Genomic DNA, 26972 nt, shown 5'->3' on the forward strand with positions numbered 1-26972 from the left:
GAGGCAGGAATGACTGACCTGATGAGATGGTTCGACACGCGCCGTTCCCCCATCGATGTCATCGAACGGCTTTTCGAAGGCGATATGGGCAGCTCGGCCATAAAGGTCGAGGAAATGGTGGATGGCAACACGCTGGTGGTGCGGGCAGAGCTGCCCGGGATAGATCCCGAGAAGGATGTCGATGTGACAGTCACCGACGGCGTGCTGTCCATCAAGGCGGAGCGCCAGGAAAAGAAGGAACAAAAGGACAAGGACAGCTACCGGTCCGAGTTCCGTTACGGCTCCTTCATGCGCCGGATTCCGCTCCCCGGCGGGGTGCAGCAGGGCGACATCACCGCCTCCTACAAGGACGGCCTCCTTGAAGTCCGGGCTCCGATGCCGGACCAGGGGCAGCCATCCGGTGGTTCCAAGATCCCCATCACGAGGGGCTGAGGACCGGGACGGTACGACGCCGGTGCCTGGCTCCGTGGGGAACTACCCCTTGGAGCCAGGCACTTTTTCGTGGGCGCGCCTGGCTAACTCCCCTGGCGCCCCGAAACCGAAGCTGCTTTTGCCTCCGCTGCAGCTATCACCGGCAGCGTCCGGATGTAGGTATCGGGGTTCAGGGACACGGAATCGATCCCCTGGCTGACCAGGAACTCGGCGAGGTCCGGATGGTTGCTGGGCCCCTGGCCGCAGATCCCGATTTTGATGCCGGCAGCATGGGCCTTGCTGATGGCCTGGGCAATCATGGACATCACGGCAGGGTCCCGCTCATCGAACAATCCCGCCAGTTCCTCCGAGTCACGGTCCACCCCGAGCACCAGTTGGGTGAGGTCGTTGGAGCCGATGGAGAAACCGTCAAAGCGCTTGGCGAACTCCTCCGCCAGGACGACGTTGGACGGGATCTCGCACATCATGTAGAGCTGCAGCCCGTCGGCGCCGCGGACCAGTCCCTGCTCCTCCATTGCCTGGATGACCTGGTCCGCTTCCCCCACGGTGCGGCAGAAGGGAACCATGACAATGACGTTTCCGAACCCTGCCTTCTCCCGCACGCGTTTGAGGGCCTTGCACTCCAGGGCAAACGCTTCCCGGTAGTGGCTGCTGTAGTAGCGGGAGGCGCCGCGGAAGCCGATCATGGGATTTTCCTCGGGACGTTCAAAGAACCTGCCGCCCACCAGGTGGCTGTATTCGTTGCTCTTGAAATCGCTGAGCCGGACGATCACCGGTTTGGGGTGGAAGGGGGCGGCGATCTTGGCGATCCCTGTCGCCAGCATGTCCACGAAGTACTCCTGCGGATCGTCGTAGCCGCTGGTGAGCTGCCTGATGAGATCCGCCTCCTGCGGGTCTGCCACCTTTTCCGGATGGACCAGTGCCATGGGGTGGACGCGGATCAGGCTGTTGATGATGAACTCCATCCGGGCCAGTCCCACCCCGGCTGCGGGCAGCCGCCACCATTTGAACGCCGCAGCCGGACTGGCGATGTTGATCATCACATCGGTGCGGGTGTCGGGAAGGCCAGCCATGTCCACTTCCTCCACTGAGTACTCGAGCAGTCCTTCGTAGACACGCCCCTCCTCCCCTTCCGCGCAGGACAAGGTGACCGGGACGCCGTCGGCCAATATCTCCGTTGCGTTGCGCGTTCCCACGACGGCGGGCACGCCAAGCTCTCGGCTGACGATCGCGGCGTGGCTGGTGGTCCCGCCGTGGTCGGTGATGATGCCGGCGGCGCGCTTCATCACCGGCACCCAGTCGGGGTCGGTCATCCGGGTAACCAGCACTGAACCGTCAACGAAGGACTCGATGTCCTTCGCGTCGCGGATAACGCACGCCGCGCCCTTGGCGATGGCATCACCGATCGCAGCCCCCGTTGCCAGGACCGGGCCGGGATGCAGGAGATGGTAGGTCCGGAAGGTGGACGTACTTCTGCGCGCCTGGACCGTTTCCGGCCGCGCCTGCACCATGAAGAGGTCACCTGTCACCCCGTCCTTTGCCCACTCCATGTCCATCGGCCGGCCGTAATGCCTTTCGACGGCGGCGGCCCACCGGGCCAGGAGGACAATTTCCGGGTCGCTCAGTACCAGCGAGCGCCGCTCCCGTGCGCTGGTATCAACGGTCCGGGTCCGTGCATCACCGCCCTGGCTGTATACCATCTTGCGCTCCTTGGCACCCACGGCCCGTTCGATCACCGGGCTGAAGTTCGGGTCCGCCAGCAGCGGCTTGAACACCTGGTATTTGTCCGGGTTGATGGTCCCCTGGACCACCGTCTCCCCCAGCCCCCAGGCGGCGCTGATGACCACAACGTCGGGAAAGCCGGACTCGGTGTCAATCGAAAACATCACCCCGGAGGCGCCGAGGTCGGACCGGACCATCCTCTGGACGCCCACGGACAGGGCGACGTCCAGGTGGTCGTAGCCCTTCATCTCCCGGTAGCTGATGGCACGGTCGGTAAACAACGATGCGTAGCAGCGCCTGCAGGCATCAAGGACGCCGCGTTCGCCGGCCACGTTCAGGAAGGTTTCCTGCTGGCCGGCGAAGCTGGCGTCCGGCAGGTCCTCTGCAGTGGCGCTGCTGCGGACGGCCACCGGCATCTGGGCCTGCCCCGTCCGGCCGCACAGGTCACGGTAATGCTCCTGGATATCGGCGGCGATGGCGTCAGGAAAGCTCGCTTGCAGGAACAGCTCCCGGATTGCGGCCCCCGTCTGGCGCAGTGTCGCCCTTCCGGCTCGTTGGTCCTCCATGTACGCCTTGATCCGGGGCTCCAGGTCGTTGGCAGCGAGGAAAGCGCGGTAGGCGGCGGCGGTGGTCGCGAACCCTTCCGGCACTCTCACACCCGCAGATTGCAGTGCACGGCTCAGCTCCCCCAGGGAGGCGTTCTTCCCGCCCACCGACGGGATGTCCGTGATCCCGGTGTCTTCGAACCACTTGACGTTGGCATTGGTCAGGGAAGTTTCTGCGGCGGCACTCATGGCTCGATTCTGGTCTCCGGCGGGATGTGCCAGCAGAGTCTTTGGTCCCGGCGCCCGGCTGCGCTGCCGCTCCCGTCATGCGCGGCGCAGCCGGGCGCGGACGGCTTTGTGGATCCAGTCTGCCAACAGGACGGCGGGGGCTGCGAGGAGGGCCAGCAGGAGGCCCAGTGGGGTTGGCGGGGCCTGGCCCAGCAGGGTGGCGAGGTAGGGCACGTACAGGCATACCGTGAGGACGGCCAGTTCGCCCAGCACGGCCCACACCAGGAGCCTGTTGGTCCCCCAGCCAAGTTTCCAGGGCGGCACTGTGGCGCTTCGGCAGGCAAAGGCGTTGGCGAGCTGGCCCAGGACGACGGCGGTGAAGGCGGCTCCGGAGGCGGCCATCAGCAGCCCTGCCGCCGGAAGCTGCCCCCGGGCCCAGCCGCCGCCGGCCAGAACAGCGGAGAACACGGCCATCTCCGTGGCAGCCTCCACGGGGCCCAGGATGCAGAAAACCCGGATGATGAGCTGCCGGTCCATCAGGTGCCGGCGCTCGGGTGGCCGGGCGAGGACTCGGCGGCCCGGCGGTTCAGCGCCAAGTGCCAGCGCCGGCAGCAGGTCCGTACCGATGTCCAGGGCAAGGATCTGGAGGACACCCAGGGCAAGCGGGAACCGGCCGCCGGAGAGCGCCCAAATGACGAAGGGGGTCAGCTCCGCCACGTTGTCGGTGAGGTGGTAGGTCAGGAAGCGGTGGATGTTGGCGTACGTGGCCCTGCCCTGTTCGATGGCGGAGACGATGGTGCCGAAATGGTCGTCCAGGAGGACCAGGTCCGCGGCTTCGCGGGCAACGTCGGTTCCGCTTCGGCCCATGGCCACGCCGATGTCTGCCTCGCGAAGGGCCGGCCCGTCGTTGACGCCGTCACCGGTCATGGCCACCACGTGCCCCCTGGTCTGGAGCGCCTTGGCGACACGGAGCTTCTGCTCCGGCGAAACCCTGCTGACCACCACCCCGTCACGGTCCAGCAGTGCACCGAGCATCTGCTCATCCTCTGGCAGGTCCGCGCCTTCCAGCACGTATTCGGGGGCTCCAATCAGCCCTATCTGCCGCGCAATGGCGGCCGCCGTGGCCGGGTGGTCGCCGGTGATCATGGCGACTTTCACTCCCGCTTTTCGCGCAGCACGGATCACGTTTCCCACATCCGGCCGGGGCGGGTCCTGCAGTCCGATCAGGCCCAACAGCTCCAGTCCTGTTTCGAGTTCAGCCGCGGTGCCGGCGAGCCAGGCTTCCGGATTCCCCCTTAGCCGTCGCCTGGCCACGGCAATGACGCGCAGGCCGTGCGCGGCCATCTCCTCCACCTGTTCCTTGAGCGGTCCGGGCACGGATTCACAGACCGGCAGCACCGTCTCGGGGGCGCCTTTGCAGAACAGGTCCGGCCCCACAAGGGCGGATTCGCGGCGCCGTACCGGATCGAACGGCAGGCGCCGCAATGGAACAGAAACCGACTCCGATCCTGTCAGCCGCCGGGCCAGGGCGTCGATGGCCGCTTCCATCGGGTCACCCTGGGCGCGCCACTGCCCCTTGTGCAGTTCAGCCCTGCCCTGCGAAGCCGTCCGCGCTGCGAGCGCCACCTGGACGGCCCGTTCCACACCGTTTCCCCGGACATCAGCGGTGGGCGCATACCCCTCGCCGGTGATGCTCACTGTCCCATCGGAGGTGAAGACCTCGACGGCGTTCATCCGGTTCTGCGTCAGCGTTCCTGTTTTGTCGGTGCAGATGAAAGTGGTCGAGCCCAGGGTTTCCACGGCCTCCAGGTTGCGGACCAGTCCATTCCGGGTCGCCATTCGCTGGGCTCCCATGGCCAGGGACAGCGTGACGGTAGGCAGGAGTCCTTCCGGGACCAGTGCGACGGCAACGCCGATGGAAAACAGGAATGAGTCGCGCCACTGGAAGCCCACCAGCAGTGATGCCAGGAAGAAGACCGCGGCGATGCCCAGGGCCATCCCCGCCGTGACCCTGACGATCCGGCGCAGTTCCAGTGCGAGCGGGGTGGGGGGCGAAACGGCCCCGCTGGTTAGGGCCGCAATGCCTGCCAGCCTGGTCCTCGCCCCCGTGGCGGTAACAGCGGCTTCTGCATAGCCGTTGACAAAGAAGGTGCCACCCCACGCCAGGTCCCCCGCGTTTTTGGTCACAGGGTCGCTTTCGCCCGTCAGCATCGACTCATCCACCGCGCAGGCCGACGCGGAAACAAGGACCACGTCCGCTGGTACGCGGTCACCGGCGGCCAAGAGCACCAGGTCATCAACCACCAGCTCGCTGGCATGGACTTTTCGAACCGTTCCGTCCCGCCGGACCGCCACATCGGCGGGCAGCAGCCCCCGCAGCCTGGCGGCAGCGTGCTGGGCGCGTTCCTGCTGGATGTGGGCGAAGACCCCGTTGACGATGATGACGACGACGATCGCCACACCAAGTTGCGGCATGTCAGCGATGAAGGCCAGCGCGGCGGCGCACCACAGCATGAGGGCGAAGAAGTGCGTCATCTCCCCCCAGAGCTTCCGCCACTGCGGGACGGGTTTCTCCACGGGAAGCTGATTGGGGCCTGCCTGCTTCAGCAGCTGTGCAGCACGCTCGGAGCTCAGGCCCTCCACAGTCCTCACACGGCGTCCGCCTCCTGGCCCACCAGGACCACCGGACAGATGGAGTGGGCGGCGCAGGCCTTGCTGACGGAGCCGATGGAGGACTTGAGCAGTCCGCCTTCGCCGTGCCTGCCCACCACCAAGGCCTGGGCGCGGCGGCTTTCCTCCACCAGCACCTTCGCCGGCGGCCCGAACTTGATGGTCACGTCGATGTTCTCCGGGCGTTCCCCGGAGAAGGCGCGGCCCAGCGCATCATCGACAAGGCGCCCGGCAGCATCCTCCAGCCTTGCAGTGAACTGCCGGTCCGCTCCTTCAAGGCGCGACATCACCAGGTAGTCCGGCATCCCGACGCATGAGATGACTTCGAGCCGGGTGCCCAGGCGGGATGCGAGCATGCCCGCGTAGCGGAGGGCTGCGGACGAGTACTCTGAGCCGTCAACTCCCACGATGACAGGTTTGGCCCCTGTGTCTGCATTCATGGAGACCACGATCCCGCCAGGCGCCCGCCACGGGAAGGGCCAAAAGTCATGCCGGCGGCAGCCCCCGGGACTTTAGTTTCGGGTCGGCGCCATGCAGGGCACGCAGGCCGTTCAGGATTGTTGCCAGGTCCACCAGCTCCTGCAGGAGGGCTCCGGCCACGGCTGGAATGTACCCGGTCATGGCGATGGCCATCAGGACGACGCTCAGCCCTATGCCGGTCCAAATGCTCACCAGCGCTACGGCCATGGTCCGCTTTCCGATGGCCACTGCCTGGGCCACCTTGGACAGGTCATCAAGCATGATCACGACGTCGGCAGATTCGCTTGCCGCCGTGGCCCCTTTGGCCCCCATCGCAATCCCCACGTCTGCCGCTGCCAGGACAGGAGCATCGTTGACACCGTCACCCACCATGAGGACCGGCCGTTCCCGAATCGCGGCCACTGTGTTGACCTTGTCCTCGGGAAGGCATTCAGCCTGGACATGGTCGATGCCGGATTCTTCGGCGATGTGCGCGGCTGTGGCGCTCGCATCCCCGGTCAGCAGCATGGTGTTGTGCACGCCAAGGCGTCGCAGGCTGGCGAGGGTGTCCACGGCATTGCCGCGCAATGGATCCTTCATGATCAGGGCGCCTGCGTACCGGCCGTCTACCGCGACGTGGACGGCCAGCTGACCGCTGTGGACTGCTGCTTCCCTGAATCCGCTGGAGGAGCTTCGGACCAGACCGGCCTTTCCCACCACCACCTGCCGGCCCCCGCAGACAGCCTCCACACCGTGGGTTGCGCTCTCGGTGGCCTGCTGCACCGGCAGAAGATCTAGGTTGGCTGCCGCAGCGGCTTCGATCACCGAGGCTGCCAGAACATGTGACGAGTACTGCTCCGCCGAGGCAGCCAGCTGCAGGACCTTCCGGCTGCCCAGCGTTTCGCCCTGGCCGGGGGCCAGACGGATCTCGTCCAGGACGGGGCGGCCGGAGGTGAGCGTTCCGGTCTTGTCGAAGACCGCTGACTGTGCCTTCGCAAGCTGCTCAAGGGTCCTGGTGTTCTTGATAATGATGCCCTTGTGTGCTGCCTGGCTGGTACCCGCCAGGAACGCCACCGGGGCGGCGATCAGGAGCGGGCAGGGCGTGGCCACCACCAGCACCTCGGCGAAGCGGAGCGCCTCGCCGGACAGGAACCAGGCCATAACGGCCATGGCCAGCGCCAGGGCGGTAAAGGGAACAGCGTAGCGGTCAGCAAGCCGGACCACCGGCGCCCGGCTGTTGGATGCCTCCTCGACCAGCGCAATGATGCGGCTGTACTGTGAGTCCGCGGCGGAAGCGGCTGCCCGCAGCCGGATGGCCGCCACGCCGTTTACCGCGCCGCTGAGCAGCTGTTGGCCCCTGGTGCGCTCGACGGGAAGGCTCTCTCCCGTCAGCGACGATTCGTCCAGGCTCGCTGAGTCCGAGAGGAGTTCGCCATCCACGGGTACCAGCTCGGAGGGGCGGACCACCAGCACGTCCCCTGGAACAACGTCACCGATGGGCGTTTCCTCGAGTACTCCGCTGGCTCCTTCACGGTGCGCGAAGCGCGGGGCCCGGTCCAGCAGGGACCGGAGTTCACGGGCAGCACGGCCCTGGGCAAAGTTCTCCAGCGCTTCCCCGCCGGTGAGCATCAGGATGACCACCAGGGCAGCCAGGTACTCACCCACGGCAACGGTGCTCGCTATCGCCATCAGGGCCAGCAGGTCGATACCCCAGCGTCCTTCCCGCAGGGCGCGCAGCATCCCCGCCGCACGGACCACCACGATCACGGCGGCGTAGGCCGAGGCGAGGACGCGCGCTTCCTCGCCCAGGCCGGATTGCAGCAGCACCAGCGCAGCCACCAGCATCAGACACGTCAGGGCGACAACGGGATACCGCCTGACGAAGTTCCGGCCCTTTTCGAGGGGCGACGCAGCGGGCCCCTGGCCATCAGAATTGCCGGGGCTTCCGCTCGCAGCCGCGGGCGGAGCGGGTTGCCTCCTCATTCAGCCCCACATCCAGGGGGATGGTGACGGTCGTGGCGCATGGATCCGAACCTACCCGGGTCCTGGCAGCCGGGCTAGGGCATTTGGCCCCGCCTTGTGCCAGCCGCCGGCCAAGGATGACTTTTGGCCCTGCCCCCGCGGCCGGATCCGGGACCAAGGTTGAGGCATCAAAACATTCGCAGACAAACCGGAGCCCCTCATGAAAGCCGTCATCCTTTATGACACCGCGTATGGGAACACCAGAACCATCGCCGAAGCCGTGGCGGCCAATCTCGGGCGAAGCGCGGCCGCTGTTCCAGTTGACGGTTTTGATGCTGCCGCGCTGCACCCGGGGGACCTGCTCGTCGTCGGGAGCCCCATCAACGGCTGGAAGCCAACCGCCAGGATCAGTGAAACGCTGGCTGGCCTAGCCCGCCACGGGCTCTCCGGAGTGAAAGCCGCCGCCTTCGACACAAGGGTAAAGCTGTTCATTCATGGTGATGCCGCGAAAAAGATGACCAGAGCCCTCGCGGACGCGGGCGCCAGCATCGTGGGCGGCCCCATGGCTTTCTATGTCAAAGGCAGCGAAGGCCCGCTGATCGATGGGGAGAAAGAGCGGGCGGCAGCGTGGGCCGCCGACCTTGCGGCGTCGCTGGACATCCGGAAGGCATGAGCAAGCTGCCTCCGGGTGCACCACCTGGAGCTCACGGAAACTTCACAGCTCGACGCCGAGGTGCGGGGCTGGCTCGATGCTGGAAGCGTACGACGCCGCCGCCTGATCAACCTGCGTTCCTTCCAGGGTCCTATGGCCCTGTCAGCCGCCAGGCAGCACGTCCACGCTGGTGCCATGACTGAAAATGACCAGCCCCAAAAGATCCATATCACCGAACAACCAGTCGCTGTGGTCCGTGAACGGGTTCCCATGGATGCGCTGACGGGTTTCTTCGGCCGGGCCTTTGGTGCCGTCATGGCGGCGGTCCAGACGCAAGGCGCCAGCCCTGCCGGTCCGCCGTTCGCGCGCTACCACGGAATGCCGGGCGAAACCGTTGACGTCGAGGCGGGGTTTCCCGTCGCGGGAAACTTCCACGGTACCGGCGACGTGGCCAGCGGCACACTTCCCGACACGGATGCCTTCGAAGCCGTCCACGTGGGGCCGTACGACACTTTGGGCACCACATACGACGCCATCCGGGAACGCATGGCGGTCGAAGGGGCGGCGCCTGCCGACAGCATGTGGGAGTACTACCTGACCGACCCCGAACAGCAGCCGGATCCTGCTACATGGCAGACCCGGGTTGTCTGGCCCGTCGCTTAACGGGGGTCCCGGGTGACCGGGGTCCGGGGCCTGGGCCCGGTGCTATGACGTCCTGCGGCGGCTAAACGTGAGTTCCCAAGGCTGCGTGCCTTGGCTTGTCTCCTGCCATCCGTCGCGGGCAATTTCCTGCCGCAACTGCTTGAGGCTGGCCTCCAGGCCAGGAGCCCAGGCCTCTTGCGGAGGGGTCCGGTCCAGGGGTGGCCCGGGGAAGGTGTCGCTGGCGTAAAGCCGCGTGCCGTCCTCCGTCCTCCCCACGAACTGCAGCTGCGTCCGCCCGTATTGGGACCCGAGGGTGTAGAAGATGCGGGCCCACCATTTCCGCGATGCGGCATCCTCGAGCTCAATCCGGAGCCGTTCCTCCGCGCCGTGGCTTGGCTGCCGGGCAGTTGTGGACATTTCTTCCTCCCGGCGGACCGCAAACATCTTCCAACGTGGCATTCTGCCAAGGACCGGGACCGCGGGCCAGGGCCTTTGGTCACCGGCTGCCTGACGCCGGCGCCAGCCCGCACAAACCTCGGGACTGGCAACGACGGCGAAGGCCCTGTTGTCCATTGATCCGCCTGCGCCGGCCGGACGCCTGACGCCCGGTCGAACTCATGGGCCGGCGGCGATCAGGGACTTTGGTCCCTAAAAGCGGGGCGGCGTGGTTTGAGAGGGTGGTGGGGCCGGAAGATGCACCGTGGCTGGGGTTGTGCGTCCCGGATTGCTGGACGGGAAGTCGGCCAGCCCGCCGCCGACAATGAAGTCGGCGGCGGCAGGATCGCGAAGGAGAGAACAGGCATATGGCAGGTACGTTCGAACTGTTTATTGATGAAGAATCCAAGATCCGGTTCCGGCTGGTCATGCCGGATGGGCATGTCCTGGCGGTTTCCGGGCAGTTCACTGATAAGCAGGCAGCGGCCGCAGCCATAGCCGAGGTACGGGAATGTGCCGGGACGGGACTGATCCGTGACGTTGCCCCGCCGCCTCCCGGAATTATCCTGGCTCCGGCACCCCACCCGCGGTATGCAGTGCGCCGGGCCTCCCGCCGTCTGGGGGCCCTTGGGGCGGCCTGACACTGCGCAGCCGGGGAGGGGCTAAAAGCCCGAGGAACTGCCGGAGCCGGAGAAGCTTCCACCGCTGCTGCCGTATCCGGTGGTGCTGCCACCGCCTCTGGCTGAGTTGACGCTGCTCACTCCGGTGTTAAAACCGGAGCTGAACGTGGCTACCGTGAAAAACTGGTACGACGGATACACGGTGCCCAGGATGCTCGGTTCGTAGGTCCTTCCCCTGCGGTGGTCCAGTCCCTCATGGGCGGTATCCATCTGTTCGCGCATCAGGCGTGCCTCGCGCTCATTCCTGGCAAACCCCTGAATCACGGTTTCAGCGTGGTTCTCCAGCAATCCTGAGAGCCGGGTCCGTGCCTCGTAGAGCCGGTCCAGGGCCTTTTCCGGTGTGATCCGGCCGTCGGCAAGTTCCGCCGTCCACTGTTCTATCTCCCGCAGGCTCCCGTCCCGGAAGGACCGCAGGGCCGTGGCCGTGGCGGAATCCCCTTGCCCGTGGCGTTTGGCCAGGAGCTGTTCCAGTCCGGCCAGGTCCTTCCGGAAGGGGGCGAGTTGACGGTCCCAGGCGGTTGGCCACGTGGCGGCGCGGTTAAGCAGCGCGTTGCTGTCCGCGATGACGTCATCCAGCGCGTCAAGTTCGGCGGCACTGTCCGCAAACTGCCGGGCAAGCCTGAGGTTCTTCCGGCTGCTCAATGATCGTTTGCCAAGTGCATGCACCTGGTTGGACAGCTCGGTGGCAGCGGCATACCGGCTGAGGAAGGTCCTGTGCTTCTCCAGGACCTGGCTGCCGTAGCGGGATTCTTCAGGGATGGTGGCGGCATTGAGTTCCGTCACGTCCAGGTCCATGCTGACATTGGAATAGCTTCGGTCCCCGCGTTCGATCTGTTTGCGGCAGGCCGCCCGGGTCACCGCGCGCACAACAAGCCACGCGGCCGCCGCCAGGACAACGAGTCCGAAGGAAACCCACGCTGTGATCAGGAACGCTGCCGACCTGTACCACGGCTGGTTGATCAGCTCCGCCGCGCGGCGGATTCCGGCCACCGTGCCGTCGGTCCACTGTGCATCCCGGAACAGTTCCTTGGACGCATCCTGGATGTCGCTGCGCTGCTCCAGCGACACCTTCCGGTCCTCGCCCATGTACGTCCCCACATGCCGGCCAACCGGGTCAAGCGCGAAAATGAACAGCCCGTCCGCCCATTTCTGACCGTCTGCGCTGATCCACTCCGGATGCCGGGACCGCGCGAACTTCAGGACCTCTTCATTCAGGTTGTCCTCCGCCGTTCCGTTGTAGGTGAAGACGGCAACCTTGGTGGGTTCGTAGAACTGTATGCGTTCGACGGCGGGCAGCAGGGTTTTTTGGTCGAGCACCCCGGCCGTGTCCTCCACCACAACAGCGACGGGTGCCACGGCCGCGCCTGGCGCCGCCAACCCCAGGAGAAGGGCCGCGACGGCAAGCATCATTGCGGCGATCCGGCTGACCACGCTGCCCATGTCCCTCCCCAATACTTAGAATCAGGATGGAACCAGGGAGCGGGGCCGCCAAAGGGCCGAAGGTCCCGCTGGTGAAGCCCGGCCCTAGCGGGAGCGCAGTCGTATGAGGCAGGACCCAGGTGCCATCGTAGTCGGCTACGACGGCTCGGATGAGGCTGCAGCCGCCGTTCGCTGGGCGGCGCGGCATGCGCGTGCCACTGGCTCGGCCCTGAATGTGGTGCATTGTTCCCTGTGGCCGCTGCTGACCAGGCATCTCGGTCCGGTTCCGGGCGTGTCGAACAGCGGCCTGGAACAGTCGGCCCGGTCCGTCCTTGAGGAAGGGGTGGCGCATGCGGCCACGGAAGCAGAGGGCCTTCAGATCAAAAGCACCCTGCTCCACGGCTTGCCCGCGAAGCTGCTGGTTGAAATTTCCGCCGGGGAAAAGCTGCTGGTGGTGGGAAGCCGCGGCCTGGGCGGCTTCCTTGGGCTCCTGGTAGGCTCCGTGAGCCTGGAACTTGCAGCTGCTGCTGCCTGCCCTGTAGCCGTGATCCGGCAGGACCTCTACCCGGACGGCCCCGTCGTCGCCGCCGTCGACGCGGAAGGTTCGCCCACGGTGCTGGAAGACGCCTGCGGGTTGGCTTCGGCGCTGAAGGCGCCCCTCACGGTGGTCCACGTCCGGCACCTCCCTCCCGGCTACTCCCGGCGCGGCCCGCACGAAGCAGGGACGGAGGCCCGGAAGGTCCTTGAAGCCGCCCTTAACCAGGCCCGTGCCAGGGCGCCCGGGCTTCGCGTTGACGGCAGGGTACTGACAAACACGTCCATCCCGCGTGCCATCCTGGAAGCCTCGAAGGAAGCGCGGATGGTGGTGGTGGGTTCCCAAGGCAGCGGCGTCCTCAAGGAGACCATCGGTTCCACTGCGCACGCCGTTCTGCACCACGCCCAGGGACCTGTGCTCGTCTCCCGCAGGGGCAGCTGATCCCGGAGCGGAATGGTGGGTCCACCAGGAACCCGCATTCGTGGACGGTGATGACAACGTAGGCAAGAATGAAACGACGCATGAAGTCACTGCCAAGGAGGTTGGACCATGGGCGCCACGCCGCCTGAACACCGGTTTGTCCACTCTCCACGGAACGCTGCTCAATGACTGCGGTAATTCTTGGCTGCGATACAAACGCCCTGCTCCGCTGGGGCTACCCTGCCGCCGTCGGGCACGTTGCCTTACACGGCGGGATACTGAAGCGCTGGCCCCTCTACTCCTGCCCCGATGTGGAGGAGGGGACCGAAGCCTGGCTCCTGGTGCACGGCAGCAATGACGCGGGCAGCGGCCTGATGGGCCACGGGTTGGTGATGTCGCAGCCCTGCCGGGTTGACCCGGGCGGCGATCACGAAGCCGCCGGCTGGTTCGTCGCCGTCGCCTTCGACGCCCTGCTCCCGCTGGGCGAACAAATACGTGCCGGCACCGTTGGCAACGTTATCCCTAAGGACCTCTGGGCCCAGGCGGCCGGGCCCGCCCTGGTGACCTTGCCGCCGTCGTACGTACCTGTCCTGCGCCGGCTCTGGCGCGAGCTGGGACCGACCACGGCGGATCCGGCCGAGGTGGTTGGCGGAAGCCTTCCACCTGCGGCAGTCAGCAATATCCAGGTGAACCGGTATGAGAGGGACCCCGACGCGCGGCGGGCTTGCCTTGCGTTCCATGGCACGAGATGCGCCGCCTGCGGCTTTTCCTTCGAATCCACTTACGGCGAAACCGGCACAGGAGCACTTGCCGTGCACCATGTGGTACCGCCGGCGATGCTTGAGGGCGGGTATGAATTGGATCCCATCGCCGACCTCGTTCCGCTCTGCCGCAACTGCCACGCGGTGGCGCATGGCGCCACTCCGCCATTGAGCGTCACCGAACTCCAAAGCATGATCTCCGGCGCGGGCCACCTTAGGGGCGACGTGGTAGCCGCCCCGGTCCTCCAGGCACAGGAGGATGCACGGCGGATCCTCGAAGCCGGCCAGGCGTAAGGTTTCCGTAACCGGCGGTAAAATTGCAGGGATGACATTGGCCGCACGCACCGGCAGGGCCTTCCCCTTCGCACGAAGCGCCCGGAATGCGCTGCGCCGCGTCCCCGTGTGGACCTGGCGGCTCCTGATGCATTCTGTCAGTGCACGCGAGCAGGCGCGGTTCAATACAGATCCGATAACCGAGGTGGCCTACACCCACGACATCGACTACGTGGGCGACGGACTCCGCGCCCACCGCCTAGACGTCCTGGCGCCGCTGGGTGCGGCACCCGACTCCCCCCGCGGAGGGGTCAGTCCCGGGGCGCCGCTTCCCGTCTACGTCTACTTCCACGGCGGAGGCTGGACATCCGGCGACAAGGCTGCGTTGACCAAGTACTGCGCCAGCCAGGTGCTGGGCGGCATGGTTGTGGTCAACGTCAATTACCGGCACGCACCCCGGTTCCAAATGGGACACGTGCTTGAGGATGCGAACGCCGCCCTGGCCTGGGTTGCCGCCAATATCGGCAGGTACGGCGGAGATCCCCGGCGTCTGGTCCTGGGCGGGGACTCGGCCGGCGGGCAGATTGCTGCGTTGCTCACCGCTGCCAGCCTGCGTCCCGAACTGGCGGCGCACTACTCGCTGGAGCCCGCTGTTCCGGCAGCGCAGCTCAGAGGGCTTGTCCAGCACTGCAGCGTGGTGGACTTTTCCGTGTTCTTCGAGGCAGGGTTTGTCCTCAGCCTCAATTTCGTCCGGATGCTCCTGCCAGCGGCCGCTCCGGTACCATACCTTTCCGCGCCCGGCAGCCGCAGGCGGGCCCCGGCAGGCACGACGGCCGCCCGGCTCAGGGCCGCGGCGGGCTTCCTGTCCCCGATTGAGTGGCTGGACGGGAACCATCCGCCGGTGTTTGTCAGTACGTCGGAGCGTGACTACTTCTATCAGGCGAACGTCAATTTCATTGAGCGGCTTCAACAGCACAGCGTACCGGTGGATGCCGTGATCTATCCGTGGGACAGCGCCAACACCGAACACACCTGGCAACAGGATTATCATTACCCGGAATCCCAGGAAGTGTATCGGCGCTTGCACGCCTTCGTCCGGGATGTGGCGCAACCACCCGCATCCGCCTCTGACTAAGCGTGGTGGGCGTGGACTATCTTGGGTACATGGCGGTACCGGACCAGAGAGAAGATGGGGTCAACCCTGAGGAGTTCGGGTCGGCCCGTGTTGACGCCGCTGCGCTGCTGGATGCTGATCTGGGCGACGTCGACTGGTTCGTTCCCCCGGCTGGAGCTGTCCTCCGCACCCTCGACGTTCCCAGCGGCAAGCTGGCCGCCATGGCCCTGGGAAACCCTGATGATCCTTCTGTTGTGCTGGTGCCCGGCGCCACCGGCTCCAAAGAGGACTTTTCACTCATGATGCCGGAGCTCGCCAGCGCCGGCTACTTTACCCTCTCCTACGACCTGGCAGGCCAGTACCAGTCGGCGGCAGCAGGCCCGGAGAACCTTGTGCCGCCCCGGAAGCATTACGACTACCGGCTCTTCGTAGACGACTTCGTTGCGGTGCTGGAGAGCACCAATACCCCTGCCCATGTTGTGGCCTATTCCTTCGCGGGGATCGTCGCCCAGCTCGCTTATGTGGAGCGCCCCGAACTTTTCAGGTCCCTTACCCTGCTCAGCTGCCCGCCTGAGACGGGCCAGAGCTTCAGGGGCGTCAGCCGCATCGGCGGGTTCAGCACGTGGGTCAATGGGCGGGCCGGTGCGGCCCTGCTGATCTGGGGCATCCGCAGCGGCAGGGCGGTCCACGTTCCTCCTCGACGGCAGAAGTTTGTGGATTCCCGTTTCCGCTTCACCCGCCGCGACTCGGTCCGGGACATCTACACACTCATGCAGAACGTTCCGGATGTCCGGCAGCGGCTGGCCGAGGCTTCCCTTCCCAAGTTCGTGGCGGTAGGCGAACACGACCTGTGGCCGCTCCAGCTCCACCGCCTGTTTGCCCAGGCCATCCGCGCCAGGATCGGTGTCTACCGGGGCGGGCACAGCCCCTGTGAAACGTCGCCGCACCAGCTCAGCCGCGACCTGCTGGCCCTTTATGCCAAGGCGGACGAGGGGTGATCCCCGCCTGCCGGTGACCATGCCGGCGGCGGGAGCGCTCCAGCCGCCGACGCAGCGGATGCTGGTACCGGAACTCGACGCGGAAAGTTTCGACGGACAGGACCATCCGTTTGCGGAACGCTGCCCACGTGGCAAACGGACGGGCGGATACGCCCACCTTCAATGTGGGATCGTAAATGACATCCGTGTCCGGGGGCAGCCGGTAGGAGATGTCCAGGTCGTCATGGACCATGGCGTTGTCCCGGACCACCGTGGTTTGGATGGCCGCCCAGACCTCACGCCGAAGCGCAAAGTTGGATCCGTAGACGGGGGGGTGGCCCAGCATGAAGCGGATGACCCCGAAGTAGCCGCCCCGGAGCAGCAGCAGCCCCACCAGGCGGACCAGGACGTTGCTCCCATAGAATTCCCCGGGGCCCGTGACGGCGGTCAGGGGCGGTGAGGCATCCAGGGTCCGCCCAATGCGCTCCAGCCAGTCCCGGGGCGGCCGCGAGTCAGTGTCCATCCTGGCGATGATGGATCCGGCTGCGGCATCAAACCCGGCAGCCGCCGTCGCCGGTATGCCGGGCAGGTCCACCGGCAACCGCCTCACCCCGGCGGCTGCGCAGACGGCGGCTGTGTCATCGCTGCTGGAGTTGTCCACCACGATGATCTCGTCTGCAGGCCTGGTCTGCACGGACAGCAGGGCCAGGCACGTCTCCAGCTGGGCGGCGTCATTCCGTGCGGGAATGACCACCGACATCAAAGTGGCGGCATCCATACCGCGCAGCCTACCGGCCCTTGGCCCGGTCCGGGCGGAAGGCCGGCTGTGGTGGGGGAAAACCGGCGGTAGCGTGAACGGACCCGGCTGATGAGCCTGGTCAAGCTGTTGTTGGTCCGCTCGAGCTGCCACTGGCTCGTCCTGCTCATCACTGGAGCAACGGGCTCCCTGAGCTTTGGCGGAGTGCAGTGCAGTAGCTTAGACGGCATGAGCGAGTCGTCACATGCGGAGCCGGAAGGGTCGAAGAAGGGGGCGGTCGCGTTCGGCGCGGTGGCCCTGTTGTGTGTTGTGGGCGGCGGCCTCGTTGCGGCAGTAACCAGCCCGCTGCATCTGGAGCATGGATCCTGGACAGCAGCGTACCTTGTGTTGGTCGGTGGAGTGGCACAAGGCGCCCTGGGCATAAGCCAATACTTCCTGGCGCCACGACGCTTCGTGGACCGGAAGGCCGTTGCGGAGCTGGTGGCGTGGAACAGCGCATCCGCGGCTGTGATCGGCGGGACTTTGGCCGGCAACCCCTGGGTTGTTGATGCCGGCGGTGCGCTGCTGGTTGCAGCGCTCGTAATGATGTTTCAGACTGTTGGCCGCCCCGGCCCAAAACAGGATTGGGCTCTTTGGGGTTACCGGGTCCTGGTGGCTGTGGTGGCCGTCAGCATTCCCGTGGGACTGGTGCTGGCCCACCTGCGTGCTGCCTGAGTTTTGCGGTGCGGGCACGGCGGACGGTGCCCTGAGGCTCGTCCTGCCTAAAATACTGACATGCCTACACTTGTTCACGAGTTTGCTTGGCCGGACCGCGTCGTCATTGGCACCATCGGTATTCCCGGGGCGCGCACGTTCTACTTGCAGGTGCGCGCAGGGACGCAGCTCGTGAGCATAGCTCTCGAGAAGCAGCAATCGGCTCTGCTCGCCGACAAAATAGACGACATTCTCGACCAGCTCATCGCCCTTGAGGGCAACCCCTTCAGCGTTCCCACCGGTACACCCATCGAATTGGTCGACAACGATCCGCTTGAAGACGTGCAGGAACAGTTTCGGACCGGTGCAATGAGCCTGGGCTGGGACCCGACGACGGCGCAGGTGGTCATTGAGGCATACCCGCTCACCGAGGTCGAGGCTGACACCGATGACGATCCCCTTGACCAGGACAACGATGAGGTACCCGAAATGCTTTTGGTGCGGATGCCGGTGGGCACTGCCCGGGCATTCACCAAGCGCACGCGCGAGGTGGTGGGCGCCGGGCGGCCCCTGTGCCCGCTCTGCGGATACCCCATGGACGCCGACGGACACGTCTGCGCTGCTCCCGAGGTGTGATGCTGCCTCCCGACCCGGCTTCCGCCGGGCCGGGACTCCCGGTGGGCCCAAGCCGCGGGGCAGTCTTGATCCAATTTTGCGGCGAACGTGGGCCGGCATTTGGGAACGGGACCTACCTTGGAGGCAAGATCCTGCCGCTGGGGCAGGGGCTTACCAATGAGGACAGGGCCGGCGGCCACCGCATCCGGAAGAGTATGGATGCCGCCCCCCAAACCGCCGCCGACCCGTCCTCCTGTACCAGGCAGATCGCCCCTGCTTCCAGCACAGCTACTGGTTGCTTCGAAGCGCGGGCATGGCGACCATGGAAACGTGGGTACGAAAGGCATCCGGCGTCTCGGCGTTCTTTTGTGCCTGCTGTTCCCCCTCACGGGAACAGCAGGTTGCTCCTATGACTACCCGGACGCAGAGCAAACTGCCCCGCCCACACCTAACGCGACGGCCGGAACGGAACCGCAACGGGTCACCGTATCCGCTGCAGCACCTGATGATCCTTCGGTGCTTGAGCGCGGCCGGCGGAACTATCAGGACCTGAATGAGCTACTGACGTCAGTGCCCGGTCCGGTCCTCCTCTTTCAAGAGGGCCCGCTGGACGGTCCTGCCAAAGGCTTTGGCACGAAAGAACAGGTTTCCGTGGCGGGTCGATACACGGTTACTGCCGCCTGCGTAGGTGCTCCCAACGCCACCATCTTCATACGGCAGGAGAATCCGAAGGTCACGCTCTGGCCGGTCGAGGTCATGGTGGACTGCCCCGGGTCCGCATCGGAGGTCATCACGCTTCAGCAGGGCTATGTTTCGGCACACCTCTCCTTGCCAGCCATTGGCGATACTCCCTGGACGGGAGCCGTGGGCGGAGTGCGGGTAACCGGTGACCAGGCATGGGCGGGTACGCCGGGTTGAACGTTTCTCGAAGACCTTGGGTGTACCGGACCTCGTTTGCCTGCGGCTTGATGGTGAGGGCTATGGGGAAGCCGAGCCCACGGCATGCTGGATCTGTTGGAGCGTGTCCCGCCGTGCCGCGATTTCAATGACGCCACTGTCCGAGTCCATAATGATGATCCAGAAATCCAGCGGCACGTCCTGTTGATGGTCATGGCGGTTGGCCTTCCGCGCCGGGACGCCGGTGGCCCCCAGCCCGGTAAAAGCCCTGCTGCGGCCGCTGGGTATCAAACTACGTTCCGTGGTCGGCTGGAAATCGATGCGGGCCGGCCCGGCGCTGGCGATCCCCATCTGCCAGATGCTGCCCAACGAGCCTGGCGGTGAGTCGCGGAACCGCAGGAAGATGACAGGCTTGCCGCTCCCATTCAGCGTGGGGCCTGCCGCCGGAAACTGGCTGGTCATAAAAAACAGGCCACCACCGATCAACAACGCGTAGAAGACCGCATTGGAGATTGCGTCGTCGGGACTGGCCCCGGCGAAGAAACCCGCCGCCAAAATGACGGCGCAGGCAAGGACGCCCACCAAAACGGCACGGAGCGCAGGATGCATCCCGCCCCACTTCCTCATGGCGCCATCCTAGGCACGGACCCTTCCCTCCGCTACGTCCTGTCCGTATGCAGCGCCGCGGCCTTCCATCCCTGGCAGCGTTCGCGTTCTCCCTGCGAAACTATGGGGACAGGGACCTGACCCGACGGCCCCGGGGAAATCAGCTCAGGACCTTGGCCACGGCAGACGTAATGTCGTGAATCATCGCGGTCCGCTGCGGGACATCCGTGAGGTCATCGCTTTTGGTGTAAATCACCAGGACCACACTATGGGTAGGAGTGGTCAGGATCGCGGCGTCATGCAGTTCACCATCGAGCAGCCCGTATTTGTGGTACACAGTCACCCCTGCGGGCAGGGCCGCCGGGATCAGATCCTCGTTGTTGGTGTTCTGCATATAGGAGAGCAGCTGTTGCGTATGTTCCGGGTTGAGCAGCTTCCCGTCGTAGAGGTCGCCCAGAATTTGTGCCATGCCGGCGGTGGCAAGGGTGTTGCCCGCCGAATCGTAGGTCACGCCGATAGCCGCTGCATCCGCTTCAAGAGTGGCATTGCCCACGGCGTTCGCCAGCAGCGTCCAGGAATCATTGTCGCTGTCCTGGATCATCTCCCGCAGCTGGAAACCGGACGTGTAATCACCCATCGGATCGTCGAGGGATGCCTGTCCTGCCTCCACCATCTCGTAATAAGCCACAGCCGTCAGAACCTTGGCGGTGCTTGCGGCTTCGAAAGGAGCTTCAACGCCGTACTGCTTCAGGGCACCGGTGTTCAGATCGAGGAGGGCAACCCCAACCTGATACTGGCTGTTGGCCTGGATGACAGCGTTAATGCTTGCGTCCGGGGTTTCATCACCCGCCACCGGGGCAGCGGTGCTGGAAGCGTTGGCCCCGGAACCGGCGGTACTTTTATTCCGGCCCGGGGCACTACCGGCAGATGCCCCCGCGCCCCCTGTGTTTCTGCTGCCGACTGCCGCGCCCGCCTTGACTGCCGCTCCCGGCTGAGGGACGAGCTGGAGCAGGAAAATGACCACAGTGGCCAGGGCGGCGGCGAGGATCAGAGCTCTGGCACGGCGGTAGGAGCGGGTCCGGTGGCGGGTAGGATTCACGATCGAGAACATAACAAGGGCTGCTATGAATCCACTGTGAACAGCCGCTTGACACGCCACCGGAACACCGCGGGTCCCGTCAGCGGCAATCATGCCGCCTTGACCGCGAGGACGCCCTTGAGTGCTGTGGCATTGGTTACGTTCCCGCTGCGGTTGGCCGGAACTCCCAGGTACGCATGGAACCCTTAGGGTGAAGCGCGACGCAGCCGGCGTACCTGACAGCAGGCCGGCCGCCCCGCCTGAAACCGTGCACAGACATAACCGGGAACCATGAATAAGAACGTCACATCCGAAGCAACCGCCGTGAACGCCCCCAAGACGAAGCGTGGCCTTGATTTGAGCCCAATCCAAGTTATTGCGGGTGGGGGTGCGGCCGCCGTAGCGTCCGTCATCGGCGGCCAGCTCGGGCTTGGCGGGACAGTGGTTGGGGCTTTCATCCTCAGCGTCGTGTCCGCCGTTGCAGTCCCCCTGTTCCGCGCCTCCCTGGAGAAGAGTCACGAGCAGCTCAAACGCGTTGTGCCCCGCCGCGGCCCGGAGGAAACCAAGGCCAGTCCGCAAATGGCCGCAGACACTGCCGGCATCATCCGGGCAAACTCCAGCAAAGTGTCCGCAAGCCCCCTGCCCGGGGAAGGGAATGAAGCTGCTCCAGGTACCCAACAACGCCGGTCCGTGACCAACCGGGCCCGAATGGCAGCCGCAGGAACAGCAGCCATCTTCGCCATCTTCGTGGTCGGCCTGGGATCCGTTCTCGGCGTTCAGGCGGCAACCGGCATGAGCCTCTCGAGCGGCACCGCCGCCCTTCAAACGGGCATCTCGCAAGTGGCCTCGAATGGGGCGAACACCCGCTCCACCCCGGTGCCGGGCGCGCAGCCCAGCTCCAAGGCCGCCGACGCCGGCACCACTCCGACTCCGGAGTCCACCAGCCCCGTTACAGCCTCAGCCACTCCCACGAGCAAGGCCAGCCCGAAACAGACAACCCCTGCAGGCACAGCGTTATCGCAGCCCTCAGTTGGTCCAACCCAGGCCGCCCCTTCGCCCACCGCAAGCAGCGCCGCTTACGGAAGCGATATACCGGCAGGCCCCGGCCTCACGACGGCGAGCGCCGGCGGTGCTGCCAAGTAAGCCAGTCTGCCATGCCGGCGGCACCAATACCTGTGTGAGGGCTTGCGCACCTGCTGGTTCGCTCTTGGGGAGTTGGTACACAGTGGAGCAACTTCAGGGAGGGGCTGCTTTGGCGACGCCCGAAGGATCAGTGCAGAATTCAGCTGCGGACGCCGCAGGTCCCCGGCCCCCGGATAATGTCGGCTGCCCATCGGGCTGCATCGTGCAACGATAAGGCCCAGCGGGTGAGCGCCGGGCCTTCTCGAAATACCTTCCCTTACCGTTAGCGGACTACGCGGGTTCCCCCACTGAAGGTGCCGCTGATGGCCAGGGATGCCCCGCTGGTATTGTCAGTGACAACCACATTGGTGTAGGACCATGCGGTCAGTGTGGCGGTCTGGCCTGACGGGCAATCCAGGACAGTGGCAGGCGCCGCAGGGGTCAGTGTCAGCGACCCGACGATGTTGCCGTTCTTGTCCGCCGTGAAATATCCGCTCGCGTACACGGGGACGTCGGTGACTGTCTTCTTGATGTCGGACGGGTTGTGCCCTGCCTTATTGAGACACTGGTAGGTCCCACTGAAGTCGGCTGAGGCAGTAACGTACTCCGAAGCCCCAGAAGGCAAGCCGGTCTCCTTGAAGGAAACGACGAGGCTTGAGCCGGATAAGGACGCGCTGGTCGCGTTCTTAATGAAGTGCGGGTTGCCGTTGGGTGGTGCGGCCTGGGCCGGGGCACCGAAGAGGAGGATTGCCGTAAAGACGGCGGCGAGAATCGCCAGAATGCGCTTGAACAAGGTTGTCTCCTGAATAGGACACGAGGTGAAGCAAAATCGCCGACAGATTGCGGCGCTGAGGGGAGGGCTCCCAGCCAGTCCCTGCATCTTGGGGCAACCCGCTAAGCGGAGGCTCCCGTACTCTCCAACCTACGCCCGTGCCGGGCTGTTGGGGTCAGCGCGCCCTACCCTATCTTGGCAAAGAGCCCCTTCCTACAGGTCAACCGTCCGCGGCTTCGACCTCGGGAACCGGAATCGACGCAATCCGCTTCGCCGTCCCACGAGATCACCTGAATGAACAGCGCCTCCCACAAGGAGGACAAGCGGGCAGCCATTAACTATCCTGCCTGCAGGAATTCAGGCGCTGACCGCACGGAGTTTCGCCCGCCCATGCCCGTCCTCCAGTCCTAGACTTTCGCCATGCACCCCTTAGTGGCAATCAGCTTGGTGTTCCTCACCGGGCTTGCCTGGATGGGCACCATCCTGACCCTTTTGGTGTCCCTGACGACAGCCCGACGGGGGCGCGGACGCAAGCTGCAGGAACCGTCCAGGACGGGGAGATCCGATTCCGGCTTGGATGAGAACGGCGCCTAGTGGTTGTTGCCCGGCTCCGTATCCGACTCCCCCGAGGCCTCCAGCAGCCACGCCAGCGCGCTGTCCGCAGATGTGAAGTATCTGATCGGGAACCCGGCTGGCACTAGGGGCAAGCGGAACATGGCAACCGCCCGATCAACAGGAGAGGAACCCAAAAGCGCCATGCGAGAAACGCTGGACGAGTCGGGGAAGACTTTTCGAGCGGCCGCGGAATGGGTCACTCCCTGAATGTCGACCAACATCGGCAACCTGGCGCCATGGCCCAGAGTGGCGATGGCCTCCAGGGCGGCCGTGGCTACGTCGATGCCTATGCATGCCCCTCGCTTCCAGCGCAAGCGAAGGACTCCACCTGACAACTCCAACGTGCCTTTGCCTTTGATGTCCACTTTGCTCATGCCGTCCCCTGCCCTTGGCTCCCGACCCATTATCGACCGTAGCCCTTTGGCGCACTTAGGTCGACGTCGCACACCAGCCGCATCCCTGTGCGAGCACCAGCGGATCACCACCAGCCAGCATGTAGATTGCCACGCATCTTGGTTCTCGGAACCAACGCGCGAACTGCGTCACGGTGCGGGTTAGGTCGCGCCGCAGCGGTTCAGCTCTGTGATCGAAGCTGGTCCCTTCCGGTCGCAGCCGTCGAAATGCGGACGGGACTTCCGCGCTTGGCGTTCGAGTTGCCGCTGGTGGAGGTTGATCGGCTCAGGATGGGGTGTGCTGAACGTCGACCTGGGGATATGGCGGGTGGCCAGTCAGCAGCGGTTCGGGCCGCCCCTGGGCGACGTGGTCGACGAATGCGCTCAGGTAAGCGTTGGTGATGGTGAGCGCTTCGACGCCGTCAATAGGACCGAGGGGGACTTGGGACCGGATAGGTGCGGCGAGGTAGTAGCTGCCGTAGTCGCTGAAATTAAAGTGCTGGGCTCCGGTTATCGTGTAGCACCAGGCGCCCCCGGTGCTGGCGGCCAGCAGCGTCCGTGCGGTGTCCCGACTGGTCTGGCTGCCGACGTCCGCCGGTTGGCAGGCGCCGGTTATGCAGGAGTTCTGGCTGCCGATGAGCATCATTGGCTTGGCGAGCCCGGCATCGACGACCGCGCCGTACTGGGTGCCGTCGAGGTCGGCCGCGCCGGCGCAGTGTGGGTCCGTGCGGCACGCCTCCAACGCGGCGGCACCGCCGAAGGAGTGGCCGGCATAGACGATCGTGCCGACGGTGATGTGCCCGGCGAAGCGGCCACTGGCGTTTAGTGCCGCAAGGCGCGTAGCGGCGAACTGGTCGTCGGCCGCCCAGACGGCGACCAGCCGGTCGCCAGCGGCCTGAGCTTCGCCCGCGTGTTCGTTCGCGGTGCCGGTCGTCGGTGGTTGACCCGCATCCGTGGCGGATACCGTCTGTCCGTTCAGGACGGTTAGGTTCGCACTGTAGGTAGGGGTGACGCCGGCGACCAGGTAGCCATGGCTGGCCAAGTCTTCCGCGAGCGTCGTGTATTGTGGCGCGGCCAAGCCCATGCCCGGTTCAAGCACGACAACGGGGAACCTGCCCGGGGCGACCGGAACGTCGGCGTATGAGTGGTCGCGAACGTCGGCGAAGCTGGTTTCGCCAAGACCGGCCGCCCCGCCCACATGCAATCCTGCCCAAGCGCCCGGCGTGTAGGGAGCGTGCTGCGCACCGGGGCCGGGGACACCCGGATACCAGAGCCAGACGGACAGCTCCCGTGGCTTACCCGGTTGCGCGGCGAGCAGATCCGTGCGGGTGCTGTCGGTCCATTCAAAAAGGGTCCGACCGACCTCGTAGGGGCCAGTCGGAACAGGCAGTGTGACCGGCTGCGCGGCCCGGATCGCGACGTAACCAGAGTAGCCGCTGACTACGACAACGAGGATGAGCGCGATCAAGAGAACCCACCGCACCCACCGGCGTTGCTGCCTACTTCTTGCGACTTCTCCCATGCCAGGATCCTAAGGGACGCGGGGTCCGGTCCCGATCACCCGACGGGGCATCACCCAGGCGCAGGACTGCGCGGCTGCGCCGTCCTGATGTTCCGAGTCCAGAGGGTTCGAACGCCACCTCACCATGCACGCGACGGGCAGGCGGCCGCCGCTCGACGTCCACCTCGAGTGCGGGCGGTCCTGCGGCTGGGTACTTCTTCATGACCTGCCGCCTAATAAAGGAAGTCGAGCTGGCCGACCTCGCGGCGCCTCTGGGCGACTTTCATGGCCACCCGAACCGCTTTAACCCGTATGTAGTCAAACGTCCTCACGACTTGTCCCGGCGACGCGTTGGATTTCTCCAGGGACCACGCGACTAGGGCGTCGTACTCCTGGCGCCCCTCAATGTCCGCGGTTAGGACACTGTCGGCCAGAGAAGCCATTCAGGCGTCGGCAAGGCTATGGCAGTCTTCGCCTGTGTGGCGGTTCTTTATGAAGCCAGCCCCCGTAGACCAGGGCATGGGCCTGGTCCTGGTCAAGGACTTTCCCGTGAATATCAGCGAGGGCCACGCCGAAGACAGAGACCGGACTGTCCTCCGACGGCAACCCGGCAACAGTGGGATTGCCTGACGCCCAGCTCGCCAAGCCCAACCTGAACCACGACCGATCCTATGTTTTCAGCCAAAATCGTGGTGTAGTCGATGCGATTTCAGATGCAATCGAACCTCCTCAACAGGCGCAATTCATCAAACTCGGCGAGGCGAAGATGACCGCTGCTGCGGAGGAATCGGAGCTGCGGACGCAAGGCCAGTGAGAACACCAAGGTTATGGTGACTGGCATGTTCAGCTCACCTGGACTGAAAACCACGTTCCTTTAACAGAAAATGATCCCGCACGCTTCAGCGCGCGGGATCATCATTCTTGCTTAACAGCAGATTCTTACGCAGGCAGCTGCAGAAGAGAAAATGCTAGAAGTCCCAGTCCTCGTCTTCGGTGTTCACGGCCTTGCCGATCACGTAGGAGGAGCCGGAGCCGGAGAAGAAGTCGTGGTTCTCGTCGGCGTTCGGGGACAGCGCTGAGAGGATGGCGGGGTTCACGTCGGTGACGGACGCAGGGAACATCGCCTCGTAGCCCAGGTTCATCAGGGCCTTGTTGGCGTTGTAGTGCAGGAATTTCTTGACGTCTTCAGCCAGGCCCACGCCGTCGTACAGGTCGTGCGTGTACTGGACTTCGTTCTCGTACAGCTCGAAGAGCAGCTCGAACGTGTAGTCCTTGATCTCCTGGCGGCGCTCCTCGGAGACTTTCTCCAGGCCCTTCTGGAACTTGTAGCCGATGTAGTAGCCGTGTACGGCCTCATCGCGGATGATGAGGCGGATCAGGTCGGCCGTGTTCGTCAGCTTGGCGCGCGAGGACCAGTACATGGGCAGGTAGAAGCCCGAGTAGAACAGGAAGCTCTCCAGCAGCGTGGAGGCCACCTTCCGCTTCAGCGGGTCGTCGCCCTGGTAGTAGTCCATGACGATCTGCGCCTTCTTCTGAAGGTTCTCGTTCTCGGTGGACCAGCGGAACGCCTCGTCGATCTCCTTTGTGGAGGCCAGCGTAGAGAAGATGGAGGAGTAGCTCTTGGCGTGCACCGACTCCATGAACGCGATGTTCGTGTACACGGCTTCCTCGTGCGGGGTCAGCGCATCCGGGATCAGCGAAACTGCACCGACAGTGCCCTGGATGGTGTCCAGCAGGGTCAGGCCGGTAAACACGCGCATGGTCAGCTGCTGCTCGGCCGGCGTCAGCGTATTCCACGACTGGACATCGTTGGACAGCGGGACCTTCTCGGGCAGCCAAAAGTTGTTCACCAGGCGGTTCCAGACATCCACGTCCTTGTCGTCCTGGATGCGGTTCCAGTTGATGGCCTCGACGTGGCTCAGCAGCTTGACCTTCTCGGTCATGTCATCCCCTATGCGTTGGGTGGGTTTTCTCTAAGTAAAAGCGTACGACGGCGGG

Annotated in this window: 28 protein-coding genes; 15 read left to right on the forward strand and 13 right to left on the reverse strand. The window is 65.2% G+C overall.

What is annotated here, in order from left to right:
* Nucleotides 1-9: 9 nt before the first annotated feature.
* Nucleotides 10-432 carry an Hsp20/alpha crystallin family protein gene (locus J2X98_RS07550; RefSeq protein WP_307306205.1) on the forward strand — a complete coding sequence of 141 codons (423 nt, stop codon included), beginning with the start codon at nt 10-12 and terminating at the stop codon, nt 430-432.
* An 83-nt stretch (nt 433-515) separates the two neighbouring features.
* Here J2X98_RS07550 and ppsA read toward each other — a convergent pair whose 3' ends face one another.
* The 4 genes from ppsA to J2X98_RS07570 form a co-directional block, all read right to left on the reverse strand.
* A complete protein-coding gene (gene ppsA, locus J2X98_RS07555; RefSeq protein WP_307306208.1) occupies nt 516-2948 on the reverse strand; it encodes a phosphoenolpyruvate synthase in 2433 nt (810 codons plus the stop codon).
* Nucleotides 2949-3023: 75 nt separating this feature from the next.
* Nucleotides 3024-5579 (reverse strand): cation-translocating P-type ATPase, encoded by a 2556-nt coding sequence (locus J2X98_RS07560; RefSeq protein WP_307306212.1) that lies wholly within the window; start codon nt 5577-5579, stop codon nt 3024-3026.
* A complete protein-coding gene (locus J2X98_RS07565) occupies nt 5576-6037 on the reverse strand; it encodes a universal stress protein (protein WP_307306214.1) in 462 nt (153 codons plus the stop codon). Before J2X98_RS07565 ends, J2X98_RS07560 begins: the two co-directional genes overlap by 4 nt.
* 46 nt (nt 6038-6083) lie before the next feature.
* A complete protein-coding gene (locus tag J2X98_RS07570; protein ID WP_307306216.1) occupies nt 6084-8039 on the reverse strand; it encodes a heavy metal translocating P-type ATPase in 1956 nt (651 codons plus the stop codon).
* Between the two features lie 199 nt (nt 8040-8238).
* Here J2X98_RS07570 and J2X98_RS07575 point away from each other — a divergent pair, with 199 nt between their 5' ends.
* Both J2X98_RS07575 and J2X98_RS07580 read left to right on the forward strand, forming a co-directional pair.
* Complete coding sequence (locus J2X98_RS07575) at nt 8239-8691, forward strand: flavodoxin family protein (RefSeq protein ID WP_141941690.1); 453 nt, start codon at nt 8239-8241, stop codon at nt 8689-8691.
* Nucleotides 8692-8865: 174 nt separating this feature from the next.
* Nucleotides 8866-9333 carry a GyrI-like domain-containing protein gene (locus J2X98_RS07580; protein ID WP_307306472.1) on the forward strand — a complete coding sequence of 156 codons (468 nt, stop codon included), beginning with the start codon at nt 8866-8868 and terminating at the stop codon, nt 9331-9333.
* A gap of 42 nt (nt 9334-9375) precedes the next feature.
* Here J2X98_RS07580 and J2X98_RS07585 read toward each other — a convergent pair whose 3' ends face one another.
* Nucleotides 9376-9729: a hypothetical protein gene (locus J2X98_RS07585; RefSeq protein ID WP_307306219.1), complete on the reverse strand. Its 354-nt coding sequence runs from the start codon at nt 9727-9729 to the stop codon at nt 9376-9378.
* Nucleotides 9730-10115: 386 nt separating this feature from the next.
* Here J2X98_RS07585 and J2X98_RS07590 point away from each other — a divergent pair, with 386 nt between their 5' ends.
* Complete coding sequence (locus J2X98_RS07590) at nt 10116-10388, forward strand: YegP family protein (RefSeq protein WP_141941698.1); 273 nt, start codon at nt 10116-10118, stop codon at nt 10386-10388.
* Nucleotides 10389-10409: 21 nt separating this feature from the next.
* Here the strand turns inward: J2X98_RS07590 and J2X98_RS07595 are convergent, their stop codons facing one another.
* The gene (locus J2X98_RS07595; RefSeq protein ID WP_307306225.1) at nt 10410-11867 is read right to left on the reverse strand and encodes a DUF5129 domain-containing protein; all 1458 of its coding nucleotides are present in this window, start codon (nt 11865-11867) and stop codon (nt 10410-10412) included.
* A gap of 103 nt (nt 11868-11970) precedes the next feature.
* Here J2X98_RS07595 and J2X98_RS07600 point away from each other — a divergent pair, with 103 nt between their 5' ends.
* The 4 genes from J2X98_RS07600 to J2X98_RS07615 all read left to right on the forward strand — a co-directional run bounded on the left by J2X98_RS07600 (nt 11971) and on the right by J2X98_RS07615 (nt 15947).
* On the forward strand, nt 11971-12822 hold the full coding sequence (locus J2X98_RS07600) for a universal stress protein (protein WP_307306229.1): 852 nt from the start codon (nt 11971-11973) through the stop codon (nt 12820-12822).
* A gap of 164 nt (nt 12823-12986) precedes the next feature.
* Nucleotides 12987-13856 (forward strand): HNH endonuclease, encoded by an 870-nt coding sequence (locus J2X98_RS07605; protein ID WP_141941708.1) that lies wholly within the window; start codon nt 12987-12989, stop codon nt 13854-13856.
* Between the two features lie 31 nt (nt 13857-13887).
* Nucleotides 13888-14970, forward strand: coding sequence for an alpha/beta hydrolase (locus J2X98_RS07610; RefSeq protein ID WP_307306233.1), 1083 nt, complete (start codon nt 13888-13890; stop codon nt 14968-14970).
* Between the two features lie 29 nt (nt 14971-14999).
* Complete coding sequence (locus J2X98_RS07615) at nt 15000-15947, forward strand: alpha/beta fold hydrolase (protein WP_307306475.1); 948 nt, start codon at nt 15000-15002, stop codon at nt 15945-15947.
* Here the strand turns inward: J2X98_RS07615 and J2X98_RS07620 are convergent.
* Nucleotides 15901-16704, reverse strand: coding sequence for a glycosyltransferase family A protein (locus J2X98_RS07620; protein WP_307306235.1), 804 nt, complete (start codon nt 16702-16704; stop codon nt 15901-15903). The genes J2X98_RS07615 and J2X98_RS07620 overlap by 47 nt on opposite strands.
* Nucleotides 16705-16911: 207 nt before the next feature.
* Between J2X98_RS07620 and J2X98_RS07625 the strand changes: the two genes are divergently transcribed.
* From J2X98_RS07625 to J2X98_RS07635, 3 genes are all read left to right on the forward strand, one after another.
* Nucleotides 16912-17397: a hypothetical protein gene (locus tag J2X98_RS07625; protein WP_307306238.1), complete on the forward strand. Its 486-nt coding sequence runs from the start codon at nt 16912-16914 to the stop codon at nt 17395-17397.
* 60 nt (nt 17398-17457) lie between these two features.
* The gene (locus J2X98_RS07630) at nt 17458-18012 is read left to right on the forward strand and encodes a DUF3090 domain-containing protein (protein WP_307306241.1); all 555 of its coding nucleotides are present in this window, start codon (nt 17458-17460) and stop codon (nt 18010-18012) included.
* A gap of 309 nt (nt 18013-18321) precedes the next feature.
* Entirely contained in the window at nt 18322-18909 is a 588-nt protein-coding gene (locus J2X98_RS07635) for a hypothetical protein (RefSeq protein WP_307306243.1), read from the forward strand.
* 60 nt (nt 18910-18969) lie between these two features.
* Here J2X98_RS07635 and J2X98_RS07640 read toward each other — a convergent pair whose 3' ends face one another.
* The gene (locus J2X98_RS07640; RefSeq protein ID WP_307306246.1) at nt 18970-19515 is read right to left on the reverse strand and encodes a hypothetical protein; all 546 of its coding nucleotides are present in this window, start codon (nt 19513-19515) and stop codon (nt 18970-18972) included.
* Nucleotides 19516-19654: 139 nt separating this feature from the next.
* Complete coding sequence (locus J2X98_RS07645; RefSeq protein WP_307306248.1) at nt 19655-20593, reverse strand: serine hydrolase; 939 nt, start codon at nt 20591-20593, stop codon at nt 19655-19657.
* Between the two features lie 270 nt (nt 20594-20863).
* On the opposite strand from J2X98_RS07645, the gene J2X98_RS07650 reads away from it, so the two are divergent.
* Nucleotides 20864-21715 (forward strand): hypothetical protein, encoded by an 852-nt coding sequence (locus J2X98_RS07650; protein ID WP_307306251.1) that lies wholly within the window; start codon nt 20864-20866, stop codon nt 21713-21715.
* A gap of 262 nt (nt 21716-21977) precedes the next feature.
* Here J2X98_RS07650 and J2X98_RS07655 read toward each other — a convergent pair whose 3' ends face one another.
* Nucleotides 21978-22487, reverse strand: coding sequence for a hypothetical protein (locus J2X98_RS07655; protein WP_307306254.1), 510 nt, complete (start codon nt 22485-22487; stop codon nt 21978-21980).
* A 399-nt stretch (nt 22488-22886) separates the two neighbouring features.
* Between J2X98_RS07655 and J2X98_RS07660 the strand changes: the two genes are divergently transcribed.
* Entirely contained in the window at nt 22887-23060 is a 174-nt protein-coding gene (locus tag J2X98_RS07660) for a hypothetical protein (protein WP_307306256.1), read from the forward strand.
* On the opposite strand, the gene J2X98_RS07665 is transcribed toward J2X98_RS07660, so the two are convergent.
* Together J2X98_RS07665 and J2X98_RS07670 are read right to left on the reverse strand one after the other, a co-directional pair.
* On the reverse strand, nt 23057-23455 hold the full coding sequence (locus J2X98_RS07665) for a DUF7793 family protein (protein ID WP_307306258.1): 399 nt from the start codon (nt 23453-23455) through the stop codon (nt 23057-23059). The genes J2X98_RS07660 and J2X98_RS07665 overlap by 4 nt on opposite strands.
* Before the next feature lie 304 nt (nt 23456-23759).
* Complete coding sequence (locus J2X98_RS07670; protein WP_307306262.1) at nt 23760-24995, reverse strand: alpha/beta hydrolase family protein; 1236 nt, start codon at nt 24993-24995, stop codon at nt 23760-23762.
* Nucleotides 24996-25466: 471 nt separating this feature from the next.
* Between J2X98_RS07670 and J2X98_RS07675 the strand changes: the two genes are divergently transcribed.
* Nucleotides 25467-25604 carry a hypothetical protein gene (locus tag J2X98_RS07675; RefSeq protein ID WP_307306265.1) on the forward strand — a complete coding sequence of 46 codons (138 nt, stop codon included), beginning with the start codon at nt 25467-25469 and terminating at the stop codon, nt 25602-25604.
* The gene (locus J2X98_RS07680) at nt 25591-25788 is read left to right on the forward strand and encodes a DUF4230 domain-containing protein (RefSeq protein ID WP_307306267.1); all 198 of its coding nucleotides are present in this window, start codon (nt 25591-25593) and stop codon (nt 25786-25788) included. Before J2X98_RS07675 ends, J2X98_RS07680 begins: the two co-directional genes overlap by 14 nt.
* Nucleotides 25789-25942: 154 nt before the next feature.
* On the opposite strand, the gene nrdF is transcribed toward J2X98_RS07680, so the two are convergent.
* Nucleotides 25943-26917, reverse strand: a complete 975-nt coding sequence (gene nrdF / locus J2X98_RS07685) for a class 1b ribonucleoside-diphosphate reductase subunit beta (protein ID WP_018769429.1) — start codon at nt 26915-26917, stop codon at nt 25943-25945.
* Between the last annotated feature and the right edge of the window lie 55 nt (nt 26918-26972).

Origin of the sequence: Pseudarthrobacter enclensis (assembly GCF_030811655.1) — a bacterium.
GTDB lineage: Bacteria > Actinomycetota > Actinomycetes > Actinomycetales > Micrococcaceae > Arthrobacter > Arthrobacter enclensis_A.

Coding starts and splice junctions, on each gene's coding strand:
- J2X98_RS07550 (WP_307306205.1), top strand. CDS start 10: ATGACTGACCTGATGAGATGGTTCGACACGCGCCGTTCCCCCATCGAT.
- ppsA (WP_307306208.1), bottom strand. CDS start 2,948: ATGAGTGCCGCCGCAGAAACTTCCCTGACCAATGCCAACGTCAAGTGG.
- J2X98_RS07565 (WP_307306214.1), bottom strand. CDS start 6,037: ATGAATGCAGACACAGGGGCCAAACCTGTCATCGTGGGAGTTGACGGC.
- J2X98_RS07570 (WP_307306216.1), bottom strand. CDS start 8,039: ATGAGGAGGCAACCCGCTCCGCCCGCGGCTGCGAGCGGAAGCCCCGGC.
- J2X98_RS07575 (WP_141941690.1), top strand. CDS start 8,239: ATGAAAGCCGTCATCCTTTATGACACCGCGTATGGGAACACCAGAACC.
- J2X98_RS07580 (WP_307306472.1), top strand. CDS start 8,866: ATGACTGAAAATGACCAGCCCCAAAAGATCCATATCACCGAACAACCA.
- J2X98_RS07585 (WP_307306219.1), bottom strand. CDS start 9,729: ATGTCCACAACTGCCCGGCAGCCAAGCCACGGCGCGGAGGAACGGCTC.
- J2X98_RS07590 (WP_141941698.1), top strand. CDS start 10,116: ATGGCAGGTACGTTCGAACTGTTTATTGATGAAGAATCCAAGATCCGG.
- J2X98_RS07595 (WP_307306225.1), bottom strand. CDS start 11,867: ATGGGCAGCGTGGTCAGCCGGATCGCCGCAATGATGCTTGCCGTCGCG.
- J2X98_RS07600 (WP_307306229.1), top strand. CDS start 11,971: ATGAGGCAGGACCCAGGTGCCATCGTAGTCGGCTACGACGGCTCGGAT.
- J2X98_RS07605 (WP_141941708.1), top strand. CDS start 12,987: ATGACTGCGGTAATTCTTGGCTGCGATACAAACGCCCTGCTCCGCTGG.
- J2X98_RS07610 (WP_307306233.1), top strand. CDS start 13,888: ATGACATTGGCCGCACGCACCGGCAGGGCCTTCCCCTTCGCACGAAGC.
- J2X98_RS07615 (WP_307306475.1), top strand. CDS start 15,000: ATGGCGGTACCGGACCAGAGAGAAGATGGGGTCAACCCTGAGGAGTTC.
- J2X98_RS07620 (WP_307306235.1), bottom strand. CDS start 16,704: ATGGATGCCGCCACTTTGATGTCGGTGGTCATTCCCGCACGGAATGAC.
- J2X98_RS07625 (WP_307306238.1), top strand. CDS start 16,912: ATGAGCGAGTCGTCACATGCGGAGCCGGAAGGGTCGAAGAAGGGGGCG.
- J2X98_RS07630 (WP_307306241.1), top strand. CDS start 17,458: ATGCCTACACTTGTTCACGAGTTTGCTTGGCCGGACCGCGTCGTCATT.
- J2X98_RS07640 (WP_307306246.1), bottom strand. CDS start 19,515: ATGAGGAAGTGGGGCGGGATGCATCCTGCGCTCCGTGCCGTTTTGGTG.
- J2X98_RS07650 (WP_307306251.1), top strand. CDS start 20,864: ATGAATAAGAACGTCACATCCGAAGCAACCGCCGTGAACGCCCCCAAG.
- J2X98_RS07660 (WP_307306256.1), top strand. CDS start 22,887: ATGCACCCCTTAGTGGCAATCAGCTTGGTGTTCCTCACCGGGCTTGCC.
- J2X98_RS07665 (WP_307306258.1), bottom strand. CDS start 23,455: ATGAGCAAAGTGGACATCAAAGGCAAAGGCACGTTGGAGTTGTCAGGT.
- J2X98_RS07670 (WP_307306262.1), bottom strand. CDS start 24,995: ATGGGAGAAGTCGCAAGAAGTAGGCAGCAACGCCGGTGGGTGCGGTGG.
- J2X98_RS07675 (WP_307306265.1), top strand. CDS start 25,467: ATGAAGCCAGCCCCCGTAGACCAGGGCATGGGCCTGGTCCTGGTCAAG.
- nrdF (WP_018769429.1), bottom strand. CDS start 26,917: ATGACCGAGAAGGTCAAGCTGCTGAGCCACGTCGAGGCCATCAACTGG.